Raw genomic sequence first — 13,987 nt, forward strand, 5'->3', positions numbered from 1 at the left:
GTACTGGTGCTGAGTCGCTATCGCTTGGACGCAATGCTCTTCCAAACAAGCCCAACCAGCGCAATCACCAGTACGGCGAACAGCACAGCGGCACCCGTCGACTCTAGAACCTGCAACGTCAGTCCAGACACGACCAGCCAGAGCGCTGGAATAATGACGGCGATCCAGAGGGCGAAGCCCCGCAACATAATAAGCATCAGGCCCAGCGTGGTCACCGCCGTGGGGTCGGCATGAATGCCGAACACTTCTGCCTGGTACCAGGAGCCGCCGCTCAGGGGCGCCATCAGCGGCATGATGATCAGGCCGAAGAGGGTGATGGCGGTGCCCATAACGACGGGTAGGCTGGTGCGGCTCGAAGTTTTATCCATTCCCCAGCCCGTTAACGCCATCACTACCAACAGAACGGTCTGGACGATGAAAGCGTATCCAACATAGCCCCCCGCCCAGTTAAGTTCTGCATAGCGCTGAATGAAAAACGCGACGGCGACGAAGGCCCAGAGTGGGGCGGGTAGCAGGCGGGCGAGTCGCGTGCGGTATCTCAGCGCCAGAAAAAGGGTGGTGGCGCCCATTGCAAAGGTCAGCAGGTGCAGCGGCCAGAAGGTTTCGCCCATTCGCTCCAGTAAGCGAAAGTAAACCTCCGCTGTGAAGGGAATAAAGTCCTGTAGCTGGTAGCTTGTCCACGCGTTCATAGCGACTCGATATAGGCGGCCATCCGTTGCCGGGCATTGGCCGAAGGCATTGGGTCGTGGCCAGCGCGCATATTCTCGCGCAGGTGCTCTACCTGGGTGGTGGCGGGTATCGCGCAAGTTACGGCTGGGTGGCTGACGATAAATTTCAGCAGAAAGTCCGCCCAGGTTGTGCAGCCACATTCCTCGTTGGCCCACTCGGGCAATGGCGCGTCACGCCGTTTGAGGTTCTGGATCAGGCTGCCGCCATCGTAAGGGCGGTTGGCGATCACGCCGATGCCCCGTTCTTCTGCCAGGGGCAGTAGCCGGTTTTCAGCCTCGCGGTGGGTGATGTTGTAGGTCAGCTGAACGAAGTCGATATCCTCTGACGTCATGATCTGCTCGATCTCGCGGTGGCGGCGACTGTGGGAGGTAGTGATACCGACATGGCGGATGATGCCTTCGGCTTTCATCTCCTGCAGCGCTGCTAAGTGCTCCCGCCAGTCGGTCAGATTATGCACCTGTACCAGGTCGAAGTGTTCCACCTTCCAGCGCTCTTTCAGCTCGGCCACCTGTTCACCGGCAGAACCACCGGCGGGGCTCCAGACTTTCTCTGCGGAAAACAGACTTTCGGGCGTGCCGAGCTGTTGCAGGGCATAGCCCATCACATCCGGCGCCGAGCCATACATGGGCGAAGAGTCTATGAGGCCGCCGCCATACTCGAAGAATGCCTTAACCACCTCGGTACGCGCATCGAGCAGCTCAGGGTCGCTGCCAACGTTGAACGTGCGCCAGGTGCCCATGCCAATCACGGGCAGCGTTTTGTCCGTGCCCGCAAAAGTCTTGTGGCGCATCCCTCCCGTGTTGGCAAAAAGCGATGCGGTGGGGAGCGCCATGGCGGCGAGCGTGGCGCCGATGAGCGTAAGGCTTTGTCTGCGCGTGATGCCATGCTTGATGCGATGCCTGATGTGATAGTTCATAGCGGTCGCTCCTTCAGGTTTTGTTGAATCGGCACCGTGGCAGCCAACACCAGCACAAAGCAGGTCAGTACAAATACCTTATTCACAAACCAGTTGGTGCGCCAGATCGACCACTCAGGGTCGGCGAGAAAACGGGCGAAAAGCGTGCCGATGATGAGGATTTCAATGACGGACATGCCCACCGCCAAGGCACGCGTATAGCGAGGCCGTTCGAGCAGCGCCCAGCCTAGCCAGACGTGCGCTAATGGCCATAGATCCCAATAGATATAGCGTGCCCAGGGCTCGCCGTATGCCAGCGCGTAACCAACGGGAAACAGGTATTTGATGAACAGCGTCCACGCGGCAAGGATAAACAGCAGGTGGGCGAGGAAGCTAATCCAGGCGTTGGGTTGTCGGGCGTGCAGTGACATGGCAGCGCTCCTGTCCTAGTCCGTTAATCCTGATCCGTTAATGGCGCGTCCTCACACCATCTGCAAAGAGTGCTTGCGCGTTGGTGGAGGATAGGCGGCGTCGATCTGTGCCAAGTCATCGTCGTCGAGTCTGACGTTACCTGCATCAAAGTTCTGTTTGAGGTGATCCAGATTCACAGCCTTAGGAATTGCTATCACACCGGGGTGGCGCAGTGCCCAGGCGAGGGCGACTTGCGCGGTGGTGGCGCTGTGTTTGTCGGCTATGTGTTGGAGTGTGGCATCATGCAGTAGCGCGCCGCCTTGCCCGATCGGGCAATAGGCCATGAGCGGCATGTTGTGTTGTGCTTGCCAGGGCAGCAGGTCGTATTCAATGCCCCGTGCTTCGGGGTTGTAGAGCACCTGATTGGTGGCGCAAGCGGGCGCGTCGAACTCTGCCAAGTCGTCAATGTCAAAGTTAGACACGCCCCAGCGCATGATCTTGCCCTGCTCGCGCAGCCGTTCGAATGCTTCCACTGTTTCGCTCAGCGGGTACTGGCCGCGCCAGTGCAGCAGGTACAGGTCGATAGTGTCGGTGCCCAACCGGCGCAGGCTGCGCTCGCAGGCGGCTTGAACACCCTGGGTACTGGCGTTGTGTGGGTAGACCTTGCTGACCAGATACACCTCATCGCGCCGACCGTGGATTGCTTGGCCAACGACATCTTCAGCACCGCCCTCGGCATACATCTCGGCGGTATCGATCAGCGTCATGCCCAGATCCAGGCCTTCACGCAGCGCCCTGACCTCAGCCTGCCGCTGCCCGGCATTCTCGCCCATATGCCAAGTGCCCTGGCCTATACGGGGTACGCTTTCTCCACCTAGCTCAATCATCTGCATACCGCTGTCTCCTCCTGTATTGACTGCTGTGATACTGGCTCTGACTTCCCCTCGCCATTGCAGTTCATGGATCAAAACCAGCACCTTATGCAAACCTACTATCGCTATTGATAGAGCGTTGTGCAGCTTGAGGAAGTGCTGTTTGTTACCCTACTTCTCGGCGGTTTTGTCACCGGAGATAAGCGTCGTTAAATGCGTATTGGAGTCCCATGTTTAGGATCGAACTCACAGCGTTAGTTACTGGTTTAGCAAGTATTGTAATTGCTTTGCTCATCCATTTTGCCTGGAGTTTGTTTCCAGAAATAATGCGCGCCTACCTTCTCGGTGGCGAGCCAGGGGCGATAGTTGTTGGATTAGGTGTTTTAGTTGGGATGGTAGGAAGTATGCTGTTTGTTATAAACCTGTTTCACAGGCAGTTTACGCTGTGGTGGGTTAGGTTGTTAGCAGTGTTGGTTCTCTACCTGGGTTTAGCCACAGTTGGTGCAATCGGAATTTAACAAACGTAAGCAGCAGACATCTATCCGCAAACAACGAGTTTCTTTTAGCGTGTGATCGGATCTCCTTTACAGGCTCCGCCAGGTTAACCATAAAATGAACATCATCTAATTTCTAATTGATTGATATTAAGCTTTATTAGAGTATGAGAGCGAATCGGTTAGAATTGGACATATGATTAGCAACTTCACGATTGCCGGGTGGGGCAGTTATCGCCCCCGTATCCTGCTAACTTCGCGCAGCCTGGACGAGCGCCAAGGTCATCCGCCTGGCTGGACTGAACGCCAGTTTGGCATTGCCGCGCGCCATGTCGCGAGCGGGGATGAGACAACCTCGATGATGGCGACAGAGGCCGCTCGCGAGGCGATGAACCGCGCAGGCTGGGGCAATACACCGCCCGACGTCATCATCGGCGGTTGTGGCGTTATGGAGCAACCGATTCCGTCTACAGCCGCTTTAGTCCAGAACCGTCTCGGCTTTAGCCAGTCCGGCGTGCCTAGCTTTGACGTTAACCAGACCTGTTTATCCTTTATGGTGGCACTGGATATCGCCGCCATGGGAATTGCCTGCGGGCGCTGGCGGCGCGCGCTTGTCTTTGCGAGCGATATCGCGTCGGCAGGGCTTAACCCTGAGGAGCCGAAAACGCGCTCCATCTTTGGCGATGGCGCGGCAGCGCTGGCGATTGAAGCGACGTCAGACCCTACCTGCGGAATGCGTTCAAGCGTTTCGGTTACCCATGGTGCTCACCACGCGCTAGCGCAGCTTCGCGCGGGCGGCACAAAGTTGCGCATTGCTGAAGGTTACCAGGCGCTGGTGGCCGGTTCCTATTTCGAGATGGACGCCTTTGGCATCTTCAAGGCCGCTGCCAAAGCGTTGCCTGGCGTCATCGAGCGTGCACTCACACAGGCGGAAATAAGCAAGGATGATCTTGCCTGCGTAATTTGCCACCAGGCCAGTGCACCTGGGGTCGAGCATATCAAGCGGCTTTTCGCACCCAATAGTGACCGCGTGGTCAATATTTTCCCAACGACCGGTAACCAAATCGCCGCCTCAATCCCGTCCGTGCTCGCCCACGCACTTACGACGGGTGTCGCCAAGCCGGGTGACTATATCCTGCTGCTGGGTACCGCTGCTGGGATCAGTGCCAGTGCTATGGTGCTCAAGCTATGAGTCAACGGCGCATCCTTATCACCGGGGCGACCGGCGGGCTGGGCATGGCGCTGGTGCGCGAGGCGCTAAAGCGCGGGCATGCTGTGCGAGCCACAGGGCGTTCGCAGGCGGCGGGAGACGCGCTAACGTCACTCGGCGCGCAGTTCGTTAGGGTGGATCTTACTCACCCAGAAGCTGAGCTTTGCGAGCTCCTGAAGGATGTCGATAGCGTGATTCATGCCGCCGCCTTATCGGCCAGTTGGGGCCCACGGCGAGCATTTGAGATCCACAATATTCAACTGACCGAACGCCTGCTTGAAGCGGCCAGCCGCTCGGGCGTTAGGCGTTTCGTGTTTGTGTCTTCGCCGTCGATTTTTGCTGCGTATCATGACCGGATAGCTATCGGCGAATATGACGCCCCCGCGCTTCAGCCACTTAACCACTACGCACGTACCAAGCTCGCGGCGGAACGCAGCGTGCTTGCACAGCGGGAAGACGCCATGGCCTGCTGCGCTATTCGCCCGCGTGCACTGGTGGGGCCGGGCGACCGGGTGATCCTGCCCAAGCTGGCCGAACTGGCGGGGCGCGAGCGGATGCCGCTTCCGCGTGGCGGCCGGGCGCTGATTGAGTTGACCGATCTGCGCGACGCCGCGTGGGCCATCTGCGCCGCTGAGGAGCGGGCGGTTGGGCTTGCCGGAAAGGCGATCAATATATCGGGAGGTAGCCCCATTAGGGTACGCGAAGTGGCTGGTAAGCTCGCCGATGCGTTAGGCAAAACACCGCAGCTTGTCTCACTGCCGGTTGGCTTGGCGCGTGCTATTGCTGTGCTCAGTGAAAACGCTGCGCTGCTGATGCGCTCCGCCCGCGAGCCGATGCTGACACGCTACAAGCTGGCGACGCTGGCCTACTCTCAGACCTTTGATCTCGAGCCTGCTCAACGATTACTCGGCTACCGACCCCAGCATGATGCGCTGGCAACCCTACTGGCCGAAGCGCGGCAGCTTGCCACGGGGGAAAAGCAGCCATGATCCGCGTCGGATTCCGTTGGCTTGAGCGCGGTTTATGCCGCCATCCAGAGATCGCCACTCTCTCCGGTGGGAGCCTATGTGCGGTTGATTTTCCCGCCATGGTGGGGGTGATTGATCACCCGACGCGGGGTATTTTGTTGTTCGATACTGGCTATGATCCTGCTTTTATTGATGCAACCGAGACGTTTCCCGAGCGGTTCTATCGCTGGACAACGCCGGTCAACATCGATGCGCAGCAGGCGTGGAGCGCCTGGCTCGCTACCCATGGGATTGAAGACAGCGCGATTGTTGGCACCATTATCTCGCATTTTCATGGCGACCACGTCGCGGGAATGACCCACCTTGCCCAGCGGCCGGTCTACTGCGCCCGTGCGGGCCTATCCGAATTGCGTCGGCCGGGTCGCTTTGGCCGCGTGCGCCAGGGCATGCTGCCTGCACTGGTTCCCCAGGCGGCCGATGCCAATGCTCGCTTTTTCGAAGATGCGCCAGCAGTGGCGCTACCCAGTGGATTTGCGCCCTTTAGCGAAGGTCGTGACATCCTGGGCGATGGCAGCCTGATCGCCGTCGAACTGCCCGGCCATTGCGTCGGCCACTGGGGGCTGGCACTGCGCACCACCGACGATCGCCAAGTCTTGCTGGCTGCCGATGCGGTGTGGCTTGGCGAGTCAATCACGCAGCGCCGGCCACCGCCGCGGCTTACTACCGCGCTTCTCGGCGATACCCGGCGTTATCGCGCAACGCTAAACCTGTTGAGCGAGGCGGCGTGCTGCAATGGCGACTTGGTCATCCTACCTTCGCATTGCGCTGCCAGTGCCAAGCGCTTTGGCGGCCATGATGCGAACTGACCGGGTCTTAGCCGCGTGGCTACGAACGCGGCGTGCGCTGAGCATGTCGCCGGTGCAACTGGCTGCGCGACGAGCCAATATGTGGCGCAAGCTGCAGCCTGTCATTGCCCGTACGCCCGCACTGGCAAACTATGCTGGTCGTGATCTGGCTGAGTTTCCGGTCACTGACATCGCGGATCTTCGTGCTGATTACGGTGCCTGGAACAGCCTAGGCATGAGCGATGAGGAACTGCGCGGGTTGGCCGCCGCCGCAGAGCAAGGGGCTGCCGTTGGCGAATTGTCGGCAGGCTGGTCGACCGGAACGGGAGGCGGTGCGCGAGGGCTCTTTCTCGCCAGCCCCGCCGAGCGTGCCGACTACATCGGCCAGAGTCTTGCCCGACTGCTACCGGCGCGTGCCTTGCTCAAGCGCCAGCGACTCGCCCTGCATTTGCGCGCCAGTAATGCGCTCTACAGCGATGTGGGGCGAGGGCGGTTTACGTTTGCCCATTTCCCCCTCGAAGCGTCGATTGAACAGAGCGTTGCAGAACTGGCACAATTCGAGCCGACGATCCTGATCGCCCCTCCCCATCGGCTGGCAGCCTTTGCCCAAGCATGGGCGCATTTCCCATCGCTGCAATACCTGTTTTGCGGCAGCGAACCGGCCGGTGAAGCTGAGTGCCACTTCTTTACTAAGCGGTTGGGAGTAAGGCCACGCCAAATATACCAAGCGACCGAAGGGTTTCTGGCCGCTGAGTGTGCGAACGGCCGGCTGCATCTCAACGACCATGCGTTGGCTATCGAGCTTGAGCCGGTTCCCGGCACGCCCGGCTATCGACCGATCATTACCGATCTTCGCCGCACCAGCCAACCGATTGTCCGTGTTCGCGGCGACGATTATCTAGAGCTCGACGCTTGTTCCTGCCCGTGCGGTTTTGCGGGTCGCGTCATCCATGCGCCACAAGGCCGGGTGAGCGATATCTGGCGTTTTGAGGGTCGCGCCGTCACTCCGCCCCAAGTGGTAGCCGCGCTTGAGGCGGAGCTGGGGGGTGACAAGATCTGGCAGGCTGAAGCGGGGCCTGAGCGCGTCGTGCTGCATTTGTCGCCGCCTTGCCCAGATGCTAATTCCACCCCGATTTCCACCCCAAGCGCAACGACTGCTGCACGGGCATTGAGCCAGGCATGCGATTTGCCGGTGCCGGTTGAGGTCGTTCATGATCTAAGCGCGTGGAGCGGCCCCAAGCGCCGTAAGGTGGTGTGGCGCGATGGCTAGACGCGTGCTTATCACCGGCGCCCGGGCGGTTGCCGCGCTGGATATTGCCCGGGATTTCGCCGCGGCCGGATGGGAGCCGCATCTGGCTGACAGCGTACCGGTGCGTATGGCGCGCTGGTCGAAAGCACCTGCGCGGGTTCACCGCTATCCCGCGCCCCGTCAGCAGGGCGCAGCCTTCCGCGCGCGTATTGTCGAGCTAGTCGATACCTTCGGTTTCGAGCAAGTGGTGCCGACCTGTGAGGAGGTTTTCCATCTTGCAGCGCCCGCCCTTCATCGCCGATTGGGTGAGCGCCTGTTTGTGCCTAACCTTGCCACGTTGCGCCAACTGCACGACAAGTTCGCCTTTGCACGCCACTGCGGCGAATGGGGCCTACCTGTGCCGGAAAGACACCCGATAGATTGCGTAGAAGGGCTGGAACGCTTCGCTAGCAGAAGTCGCGAGTGGGTGTTCAAGCCGCGCTTCAGCCGATTTGGTGATAGCGCACTGGTCGCCCCTGACCGGCGTGTGTTGGCCGCTATTACACCCAGCCCCGACGCACCCTGGATGGCACAGGCGCGTATCCACGGCGAAGAAGTCTGCTTTCATGGCGTGGCGCATCGGGGAGAGTTGGTTGCCTTTGCTGCCTACCGTTCCAGCTGGCGCCTGGGCGGGGGAGCTGGCTATGCTTTCGAACCTGCCGCTGATCAGCATCGCGAAGCGCTACGCAAAATAGCTGCTCGCCTGGCGCAGTGTGCCGTCATTCACGGGCAGTTCGCCTGCGATGCAATGTTCGATGAAGCTGGCGCTGCCTACTTGCTTGAGTGCAATCCGCGCGCGACCAGCGGTGTACATCTGCTCACTGGGGTCGGTCATCTTGCCCATGCAATCGGTGACGGGATTGCCGCACCTGAGGCCGCGCCACGCACTCTTTATCTTGGCCCGGCGATGGTCGTATTTGGCCTGCCGCAGGCGGTGCGAGGTGCGCGTGTGCGCGATTGGTGGCGCTGCTTTGCTACCGGGCGCGATGTGGTGTCTCGGCCTGGCGATCGCTGGCCTTTGCTTGGTGCGCTTTGCGACGCCGCTTCCTTCTCCCTGACGGGGTTCAAACACAATATCTCGACTAATGCCGCCGCCACTTACGATCTCGAGTGGAATGGTGAGGAGCTGCCTTAATGACATTTCCCCAGTCAGTCCGCGATGCCTGGCACCTGGTTGCCTTATCGAAAGACCTGAAACGCGGCAAAGCGCAAAAAGTCATGTGCTGCGATACACCGATTGCACTCTTTCGCAGTGAAGAGGGGATTGGTGCCTTGGTCGATCGTTGCCCGCACCGCAATTACCCACTTTCTGAAGGGCGTGTGCACAAGGGGGCACTCGAGTGCCCTTACCACGGCTGGCGCTTCGCAAGCGATGGAACCTGTGCCGAAGTGCCCGGTTGTCTGGTCGATACGGCCCATGATCAAAAACTGAAGGCCGATGCACTGCGCGTGGTTGAACGGCACGGCGGGATATTTGTGACGCTTTCTGACGCGGCACCGCCCGAGCCTGTATTACCGCCTGATTTTGGCAACCCTGAACTTGATCATTTCTGGTGGCAACAAGGCACCTGGGTGGGGCGTGCCTACGATGCGGTTGAAAACGTTATGGATCCGTTCCACACCAATCATCTGCATCATGGTTTTATCCGCCGACGGGATCGACGCTTGCCAGTGGAGCTGATTGTTACCAGCCACGGCGACGGGATCGATATGGCCATCGAGCAAACCCAGCCTGACTATGGTCTGATGTCGCGCTTTTTGGAGCGCGACCGCTCGCGCAGTGTATCGCGCTATTATCCGCCCACTACGGTTCAAGCGCGGTGGGAAGGTGAGACCAAGCTAACCCTGTGTGTCACCGCCATTTTCACACCAGCGACAGGAAGTAGTTTCACGCCTTTCGCACGCTTTTCGACGCCCAAGGGGGTGTCGCCAGGCTGGCTCAAACAGGCGGCCATTCGGTTGTTCCTGGCCCCAGTGGTCTCGCAGGATCGTCGTGCACTAGAGCGCCAACACGAAGTGATGACTCACTTCGGTCAGCCTAAATTCATCTCTGGGCCTGGCGATATTCTCAAAACCCGATTGCATCGGCTCTGGATAGGCGAGCAGTTAGAGCCTGGCACTGACCCCGCTGTTAAGGTAAAGCTTTAGCTTAATTAATCCACGCACCGCTTGCCTCTGCGCGGGCTTGTATTTGTTGCCTGACGCGGGCGACCAGCTTGGATGGGCGTTAAGCTAACGAGTCGCTCTCCGCTAATTTGGTATTTACGTTAAATTATACTTATAAAAATCCCGGTTTTTTAAAGCTCTGGTCAGGTAAAGTTTACTTTGACTGCCATGAGCCATAACCGGGAGGGAAGCATGTATCGAGTATCAAGTCTGTATGAGCATGCCCAGGGGCCCATCGATACAGCCGGGCGTGTTATCGCAACGCCTGTAGCCATTACATTTGATGCTGCTGCGACGGTCGTGGCGATTCCTCTCTTCGCACTCTTTATGGTGTCTTATGGTTTGACCGAACCATGAGCAAGCAAAGCGTCTTAACGAGCGCACAGGGGAAGTTTAAAAACAGTTGCCTATAGAGTCAGACTAATGCCTAGGCTTTTTCTGAAAAGTCGGCGTGCGCAGGCCAGGCAAGGTCACAATCTACAAAAAAGAGTCGGATGCGCGTGCATGAAGAGGTTGGCGGGGCCCACTTTTCAGGTAGCACTGAGTTCAACTGCTCAAGCGTAATAGCATCGTCAGCGAGACCATAATTGTTGGATACGTCGTATCTCGACTGAATGACTAGGCGCCGAGCCTCGTGCTGATCAAGCCGTACACGCTCAAGATTAATGCCTCCCCGGCCATCGCAGTATCTGGAAGGGATGCTTTCCTTGAGCGAGTCGTCAGCACTTCCTTTCGGCATGTCATCGTTATCGCTGCGGGGTAACGAGTCGTGGCGTTGGAAGTTCTGCTCTTTTGTTGAGTTCAGCATTTTCCTGACCTCCATTGCGTTGTCACTGGTGTCGGGATGATTGCGTGGTCTCATAGGTTCAGGTTCATGCTAGTCTTGTTCTAAACTGCAAGGTATTCCATAGAAGTGAGCATTAACTTTGCAAAAACGAACAGGCAAGAGTCTCAGGTAACCTTCTGCCATGACACAGAAAACAAGAAGTCACTTGGCGTGGAATGACTTTGAGGTCGTTCTGGCAATCGCGAACGCAGGGTCGCTGTCGGGTGCTTCACGCGCTCTGGGCGTCAGTCACGCCACGGTTTTCCGACGGCTGGGTGATATCGAACAGAGTCTGGGTGTTTCTCTTTTTGAAAGAAGCCGAACCGGCTACCGGCCAACGCTTGCTGGAGAAGAACTCGCCGGCACCGCCAGAATAATGGATGAAGCCGCCTTGGACGCCGAACGTAAAGTCGCCGGGCGCGACTTGGAGCCGAGTGGGGAAATTTGGACTACCACAACGGACTCTTTGTTGATGGGACTGCTCTCGCCTCTATTCACGCAGTTTCAGCATACATATCCAGGCATCTTGCTGGATGTCGCCGTATCCAACCAGTTGTTCAACCTGACACGCAGAGAAGCTGACGTCGCCATCCGTCCCTCCAACGCTCCCCCTGAAAATCTGATTGGGCGACCGCTGACCGCTATTGGACAAGCTGTCTACGGACACCGAAGCCTAAATTTGACACCAGTGGCTTCCATCAAGAGCCTTGCTCGCCAACCCTGGATTGGTGCCGGATCACGATTGCAGGACTCAGCACTGGATCAGTGGATGGATAAGCACGCGCTGAAAACGGCCTGTGTCTACCGTGTGGATACCCTGGTCAATATACTCAGCGCTGTTCGCTCCGGTATGGGGTTGGCCGTTCTGCCCTGTTATCTTGCCGACGAAGACCCAGACATTATCCAGCTCACTAATCCCATCCCCGAGCTGGAGTATGGCTTGTGGTTTCTGATGCACCCGGATCTACGTGGTGTAGTTAGGATTCATGCGTTTATGGACTTTCTAACCGAAGCTGTTCGTGCACAGAAACAACGACTAGCCGGGCCATTATTAGGCTAGCTTGGTTCGCTACTATGGCGCAGTAAGCTGTTACTGGATTTGTGCTTAGATAACAATGTCGCCTAAACAAGCGTGTGGTTTCAGCACGGAGTAAAGGAAACTCATGGATCCTATTTCAACGTCATACACCGCAACAATTGCTTCGCGTCTATTTGAGGTCGTCATTGACGGTACACGGCAACAAATGCGCCTCGAAATTGGCCAGCCTATTCAGGACGTTGAGACTGCCGATGCCCTGTTCGCATACTAATCAACGAGAGCCAAGTATTTATTCGACATACATGTGGAGTAGATTCCTACCAAGCGCTGGCTTTAGCAATCAACCAGCTGTCTGGCTTTGGACTCCACCAAGTAGCATCTGGGTGTCAAATATTGGAGTTTCTTGGCCAGTCCATAAAGATCGAAACATTGCTGCAAATTACCCAACAAGGCAACGTACCAGATGCCCTGACGGGCATAGGTGAGCTCAAGCATCGTTCAGATAGTTGAGGGGAGTATGCAATTCATCGTAAACATTGATGTAGAGGACATTAGGAAAGCAATTACCTTCTACGAACACGGGCTCGGCTTGCAGCTCATTCGATGGTACGGTTGCAGAAATGGGGGGGAGGGCCTGCCTCCATTTACCTGATTGAGCATGCGAGCGTTGCTGCCCCAGACACCTCTCTCCAACGTGATTTCAAGCGGCACTGGACGCCAGTACATCTGGATTTCATTGTTGAAAATCTTGACGCAGCAGTCGAACAGGCAGTTTCGGTGGGTGCTGTCCAGGAAGGAGGAATCAAGTCTTTTGATTGGGGGATACTTGCGACGATGAGCGATCCATTTGGCAATGGTTTCTGCCTAATGGCCTTTGCTGAAGGCGGCTACGATCATGCTGAATAATCCCCTGTAAATGGCTACAACCGTCTCGCGTTTCATTGGGCGTCACGAGTTCGACTGAACCCTGTTTCTAGGACGTTAAGATCAAATGCTGACAAGCATAGTAATCCCAAATGAAGCAAAACAGGCTCAGTCCGCCTCGGGCGTAACTTATATACGGTGAGTGGTTGCGTGATGAGCTCGAGGCAGGGCTCATCCCGAAACCTGCCTACGTTGCTGTCAGAGACAGCAGGCGACGAACGCAATGTGGTCTTAACCTTGTCTCGCATGTGGCTAACGGCAGCAACGGGTGAAATTGCTTCAAAAGATGTCGCGGCTGAATGGGCAAAAGGCCAACTAGCAAAGGAACACGCAGCTTTATAGGACTACGCTAAGCAAGGTTACCTCGGAAATATTGAGGATCGCTGGGACGAGAAGCAGTGGGAGTTCAAAGCGCTCACCTGCTGTCTGCGAAAATCTATTGAGGCGTGTCTTGGTATCTGGCAGCGAGAAGGTTCTGACGATCAGAATGAATATTGCTGAAAACAACTCACTCGTCGTGCCGGTTATAGCAGATAGTGCCAACAAGAAAATACATCGGAGCTTGTCGATTTCGCTCACTCTCGAACGACTAGGTAATAGTTTGACCATTCGAGTGCAGCCCAGTTTTGGGGCAGCAGCTTTCGTGAGGGAATTGATGATGATTACTATGTATGGATTTGGGAAAGTAACGCCACAGGTAATTGGGATTACAAGGGATTTACGTGTGCTATGGGCGTTGGAAGAGTGCGACTTGCCTCATCAGGTTCACGGGCTCGATGACTTTGCTGGGGAACTACATGGCGCTGATTATTTGGCAATCAACCCATTTGGTAAAGTGCCAGCTATCGATCATAACGGCGTTATTATTTTTGAATCAGGCACCATTGTTATTTACTTGGCGGAGCAGTCAGGAAGACTTCTGCCGACGAGCGAACCAAAGCGTATCAAAGCCCTGCAATGGACGTTTGATGCACTGGATACGGTTGAACCACCCATGACCCAAATTGCGGTGATTGACTTATTTGAAGCAGATGCAGAGTGGGCAAAATTGCGACGTCCAGCGCTCGTAGAGATGGCTAAGGACTACCTTGAGGTCATCAATGATGTGCTCATCGGCAAGCATTATTTGCTTGGCGACCAGTTCACCTATCCAGACATTTTGATGGTTGCTGCATTAAGTCAGGTACAGCATACAAAACTTCTCGATATGTTCCCTAATGTGACGGCCTACTTAACGCGCTGCCATGATCGGCCTGCGTGGCATAAATGCCTTGATGCGTATAATCGCCGCTTGGCCGTGTAAGTAGTCTTTACCGTCTT

At 56.8% G+C, this 13,987-nt stretch carries 16 protein-coding genes and 1 pseudogene; 12 read left to right on the forward strand and 5 right to left on the reverse strand.

What is annotated here, in order from left to right; genetic code table 11:
* Positions 1-17: 17 nt before the first annotated feature.
* The 4 genes from SR894_RS04805 to SR894_RS04820 are packed head-to-tail and all read right to left on the reverse strand — an operon-like array spanning position 18 to position 2,928.
* Positions 18-689, reverse strand: a complete 672-nt coding sequence (locus SR894_RS04805) for an MFS transporter permease (RefSeq protein ID WP_133731272.1) — start codon at positions 687-689, stop codon at positions 18-20.
* Positions 686-1,645: an aldo/keto reductase gene (locus tag SR894_RS04810; RefSeq protein WP_133731271.1), complete on the reverse strand. Its 960-nt coding sequence runs from the start codon at positions 1,643-1,645 to the stop codon at positions 686-688. Before SR894_RS04810 ends, SR894_RS04805 begins: the two co-directional genes overlap by 4 nt.
* Positions 1,642-2,055 carry a hypothetical protein gene (locus SR894_RS04815; protein WP_133731270.1) on the reverse strand — a complete coding sequence of 138 codons (414 nt, stop codon included), beginning with the start codon at positions 2,053-2,055 and terminating at the stop codon, positions 1,642-1,644. Before SR894_RS04815 ends, SR894_RS04810 begins: the two co-directional genes overlap by 4 nt.
* Positions 2,056-2,106: 51 nt before the next feature.
* Entirely contained in the window at positions 2,107-2,928 is an 822-nt protein-coding gene (locus SR894_RS04820; protein ID WP_133731269.1) for an aldo/keto reductase, read from the reverse strand.
* Between the two features lie 209 nt (positions 2,929-3,137).
* Here SR894_RS04820 and SR894_RS04825 point away from each other — a divergent pair, with 209 nt between their 5' ends.
* The 8 genes from SR894_RS04825 (at position 3,138) to SR894_RS04860 (ending at position 10,235) form a co-directional block, all read left to right on the forward strand.
* Positions 3,138-3,425, forward strand: a complete 288-nt coding sequence (locus SR894_RS04825) for a hypothetical protein (RefSeq protein WP_133731268.1) — start codon at positions 3,138-3,140, stop codon at positions 3,423-3,425.
* Positions 3,426-3,597: 172 nt separating this feature from the next.
* Positions 3,598-4,593, forward strand: coding sequence for a 3-oxoacyl-[acyl-carrier-protein] synthase III C-terminal domain-containing protein (locus tag SR894_RS04830; RefSeq protein ID WP_133731267.1), 996 nt, complete (start codon positions 3,598-3,600; stop codon positions 4,591-4,593).
* Positions 4,590-5,600, forward strand: coding sequence for an NAD-dependent epimerase/dehydratase family protein (locus SR894_RS04835; protein WP_133731266.1), 1,011 nt, complete (start codon positions 4,590-4,592; stop codon positions 5,598-5,600). Before SR894_RS04830 ends, SR894_RS04835 begins: the two co-directional genes overlap by 4 nt.
* On the forward strand, positions 5,597-6,445 hold the full coding sequence (locus tag SR894_RS04840; protein ID WP_133731265.1) for an MBL fold metallo-hydrolase: 849 nt from the start codon (positions 5,597-5,599) through the stop codon (positions 6,443-6,445). The genes SR894_RS04835 and SR894_RS04840 overlap by 4 nt, the downstream gene beginning before the upstream one ends.
* Complete coding sequence (locus tag SR894_RS04845) at positions 6,372-7,694, forward strand: cell division protein FtsA (protein WP_166650356.1); 1,323 nt, start codon at positions 6,372-6,374, stop codon at positions 7,692-7,694. Before SR894_RS04840 ends, SR894_RS04845 begins: the two co-directional genes overlap by 74 nt.
* The gene (locus SR894_RS04850; protein WP_133731263.1) at positions 7,687-8,847 is read left to right on the forward strand and encodes an ATP-grasp domain-containing protein; all 1,161 of its coding nucleotides are present in this window, start codon (positions 7,687-7,689) and stop codon (positions 8,845-8,847) included. Before SR894_RS04845 ends, SR894_RS04850 begins: the two co-directional genes overlap by 8 nt.
* Positions 8,847-9,860 (forward strand): aromatic ring-hydroxylating oxygenase subunit alpha, encoded by a 1,014-nt coding sequence (locus tag SR894_RS04855; protein WP_133731262.1) that lies wholly within the window; start codon positions 8,847-8,849, stop codon positions 9,858-9,860. The genes SR894_RS04850 and SR894_RS04855 overlap by 1 nt, the downstream gene beginning before the upstream one ends.
* 210 nt (positions 9,861-10,070) lie before the next feature.
* Positions 10,071-10,235 (forward strand): hypothetical protein, encoded by a 165-nt coding sequence (locus tag SR894_RS04860; RefSeq protein WP_166650355.1) that lies wholly within the window; start codon positions 10,071-10,073, stop codon positions 10,233-10,235.
* A 70-nt stretch (positions 10,236-10,305) separates the two neighbouring features.
* On the opposite strand, the gene SR894_RS04865 is transcribed toward SR894_RS04860, so the two are convergent.
* Complete coding sequence (locus tag SR894_RS04865; protein WP_133731261.1) at positions 10,306-10,686, reverse strand: hypothetical protein; 381 nt, start codon at positions 10,684-10,686, stop codon at positions 10,306-10,308.
* 160 nt (positions 10,687-10,846) lie between these two features.
* Here SR894_RS04865 and SR894_RS04870 point away from each other — a divergent pair, with 160 nt between their 5' ends.
* From SR894_RS04870 to SR894_RS04885, 4 genes and pseudogenes are all read left to right on the forward strand, one after another.
* Complete coding sequence (locus SR894_RS04870) at positions 10,847-11,764, forward strand: LysR family transcriptional regulator (RefSeq protein ID WP_133731260.1); 918 nt, start codon at positions 10,847-10,849, stop codon at positions 11,762-11,764.
* A gap of 582 nt (positions 11,765-12,346) precedes the next feature.
* Positions 12,347-12,649: a VOC family protein gene (locus tag SR894_RS04875; RefSeq protein WP_208862670.1), complete on the forward strand. Its 303-nt coding sequence runs from the start codon at positions 12,347-12,349 to the stop codon at positions 12,647-12,649.
* A 171-nt stretch (positions 12,650-12,820) separates the two neighbouring features.
* Positions 12,821-13,006: pseudogene (locus tag SR894_RS04880) on the forward strand (aminoglycoside adenylyltransferase domain-containing protein); the annotation flags it as partial.
* A 148-nt stretch (positions 13,007-13,154) separates the two neighbouring features.
* On the forward strand, positions 13,155-13,970 hold the full coding sequence (locus tag SR894_RS04885) for a glutathione S-transferase family protein (RefSeq protein ID WP_133731259.1): 816 nt from the start codon (positions 13,155-13,157) through the stop codon (positions 13,968-13,970).
* The last annotated feature ends 17 nt before the right edge of the window (positions 13,971-13,987 follow it).

The organism is Vreelandella neptunia (assembly GCF_034479615.1).
Classification (GTDB): domain Bacteria; phylum Pseudomonadota; class Gammaproteobacteria; order Pseudomonadales; family Halomonadaceae; genus Vreelandella; species Vreelandella neptunia.

What these genes read in the sequence shown, in the direction of transcription:
- SR894_RS04865 (WP_133731261.1), bottom strand. Translation starts at nt 10,686, where the DNA reads ATGCTGAACTCAACAAAAGAGCAGAACTTCCAACGCCACGACTCGTTA.
- SR894_RS04870 (WP_133731260.1), top strand. Translation starts at nt 10,847, where the DNA reads ATGACACAGAAAACAAGAAGTCACTTGGCGTGGAATGACTTTGAGGTC.
- SR894_RS04805 (WP_133731272.1), bottom strand. Translation starts at nt 689, where the DNA reads ATGAACGCGTGGACAAGCTACCAGCTACAGGACTTTATTCCCTTCACA.
- SR894_RS04820 (WP_133731269.1), bottom strand. Translation starts at nt 2,928, where the DNA reads ATGCAGATGATTGAGCTAGGTGGAGAAAGCGTACCCCGTATAGGCCAG.
- SR894_RS04835 (WP_133731266.1), top strand. Translation starts at nt 4,590, where the DNA reads ATGAGTCAACGGCGCATCCTTATCACCGGGGCGACCGGCGGGCTGGGC.
- SR894_RS04855 (WP_133731262.1), top strand. Translation starts at nt 8,847, where the DNA reads ATGACATTTCCCCAGTCAGTCCGCGATGCCTGGCACCTGGTTGCCTTA.
- SR894_RS04850 (WP_133731263.1), top strand. Translation starts at nt 7,687, where the DNA reads ATGGCTAGACGCGTGCTTATCACCGGCGCCCGGGCGGTTGCCGCGCTG.
- SR894_RS04840 (WP_133731265.1), top strand. Translation starts at nt 5,597, where the DNA reads ATGATCCGCGTCGGATTCCGTTGGCTTGAGCGCGGTTTATGCCGCCAT.
- SR894_RS04860 (WP_166650355.1), top strand. Translation starts at nt 10,071, where the DNA reads ATGTATCGAGTATCAAGTCTGTATGAGCATGCCCAGGGGCCCATCGAT.
- SR894_RS04825 (WP_133731268.1), top strand. Translation starts at nt 3,138, where the DNA reads ATGTTTAGGATCGAACTCACAGCGTTAGTTACTGGTTTAGCAAGTATT.
- SR894_RS04875 (WP_208862670.1), top strand. Translation starts at nt 12,347, where the DNA reads ATGGTACGGTTGCAGAAATGGGGGGGAGGGCCTGCCTCCATTTACCTG.
- SR894_RS04815 (WP_133731270.1), bottom strand. Translation starts at nt 2,055, where the DNA reads ATGTCACTGCACGCCCGACAACCCAACGCCTGGATTAGCTTCCTCGCC.
- SR894_RS04810 (WP_133731271.1), bottom strand. Translation starts at nt 1,645, where the DNA reads ATGAACTATCACATCAGGCATCGCATCAAGCATGGCATCACGCGCAGA.
- SR894_RS04885 (WP_133731259.1), top strand. Translation starts at nt 13,155, where the DNA reads ATGAATATTGCTGAAAACAACTCACTCGTCGTGCCGGTTATAGCAGAT.
- SR894_RS04845 (WP_166650356.1), top strand. Translation starts at nt 6,372, where the DNA reads ATGGCGACTTGGTCATCCTACCTTCGCATTGCGCTGCCAGTGCCAAGC.
- SR894_RS04830 (WP_133731267.1), top strand. Translation starts at nt 3,598, where the DNA reads ATGATTAGCAACTTCACGATTGCCGGGTGGGGCAGTTATCGCCCCCGT.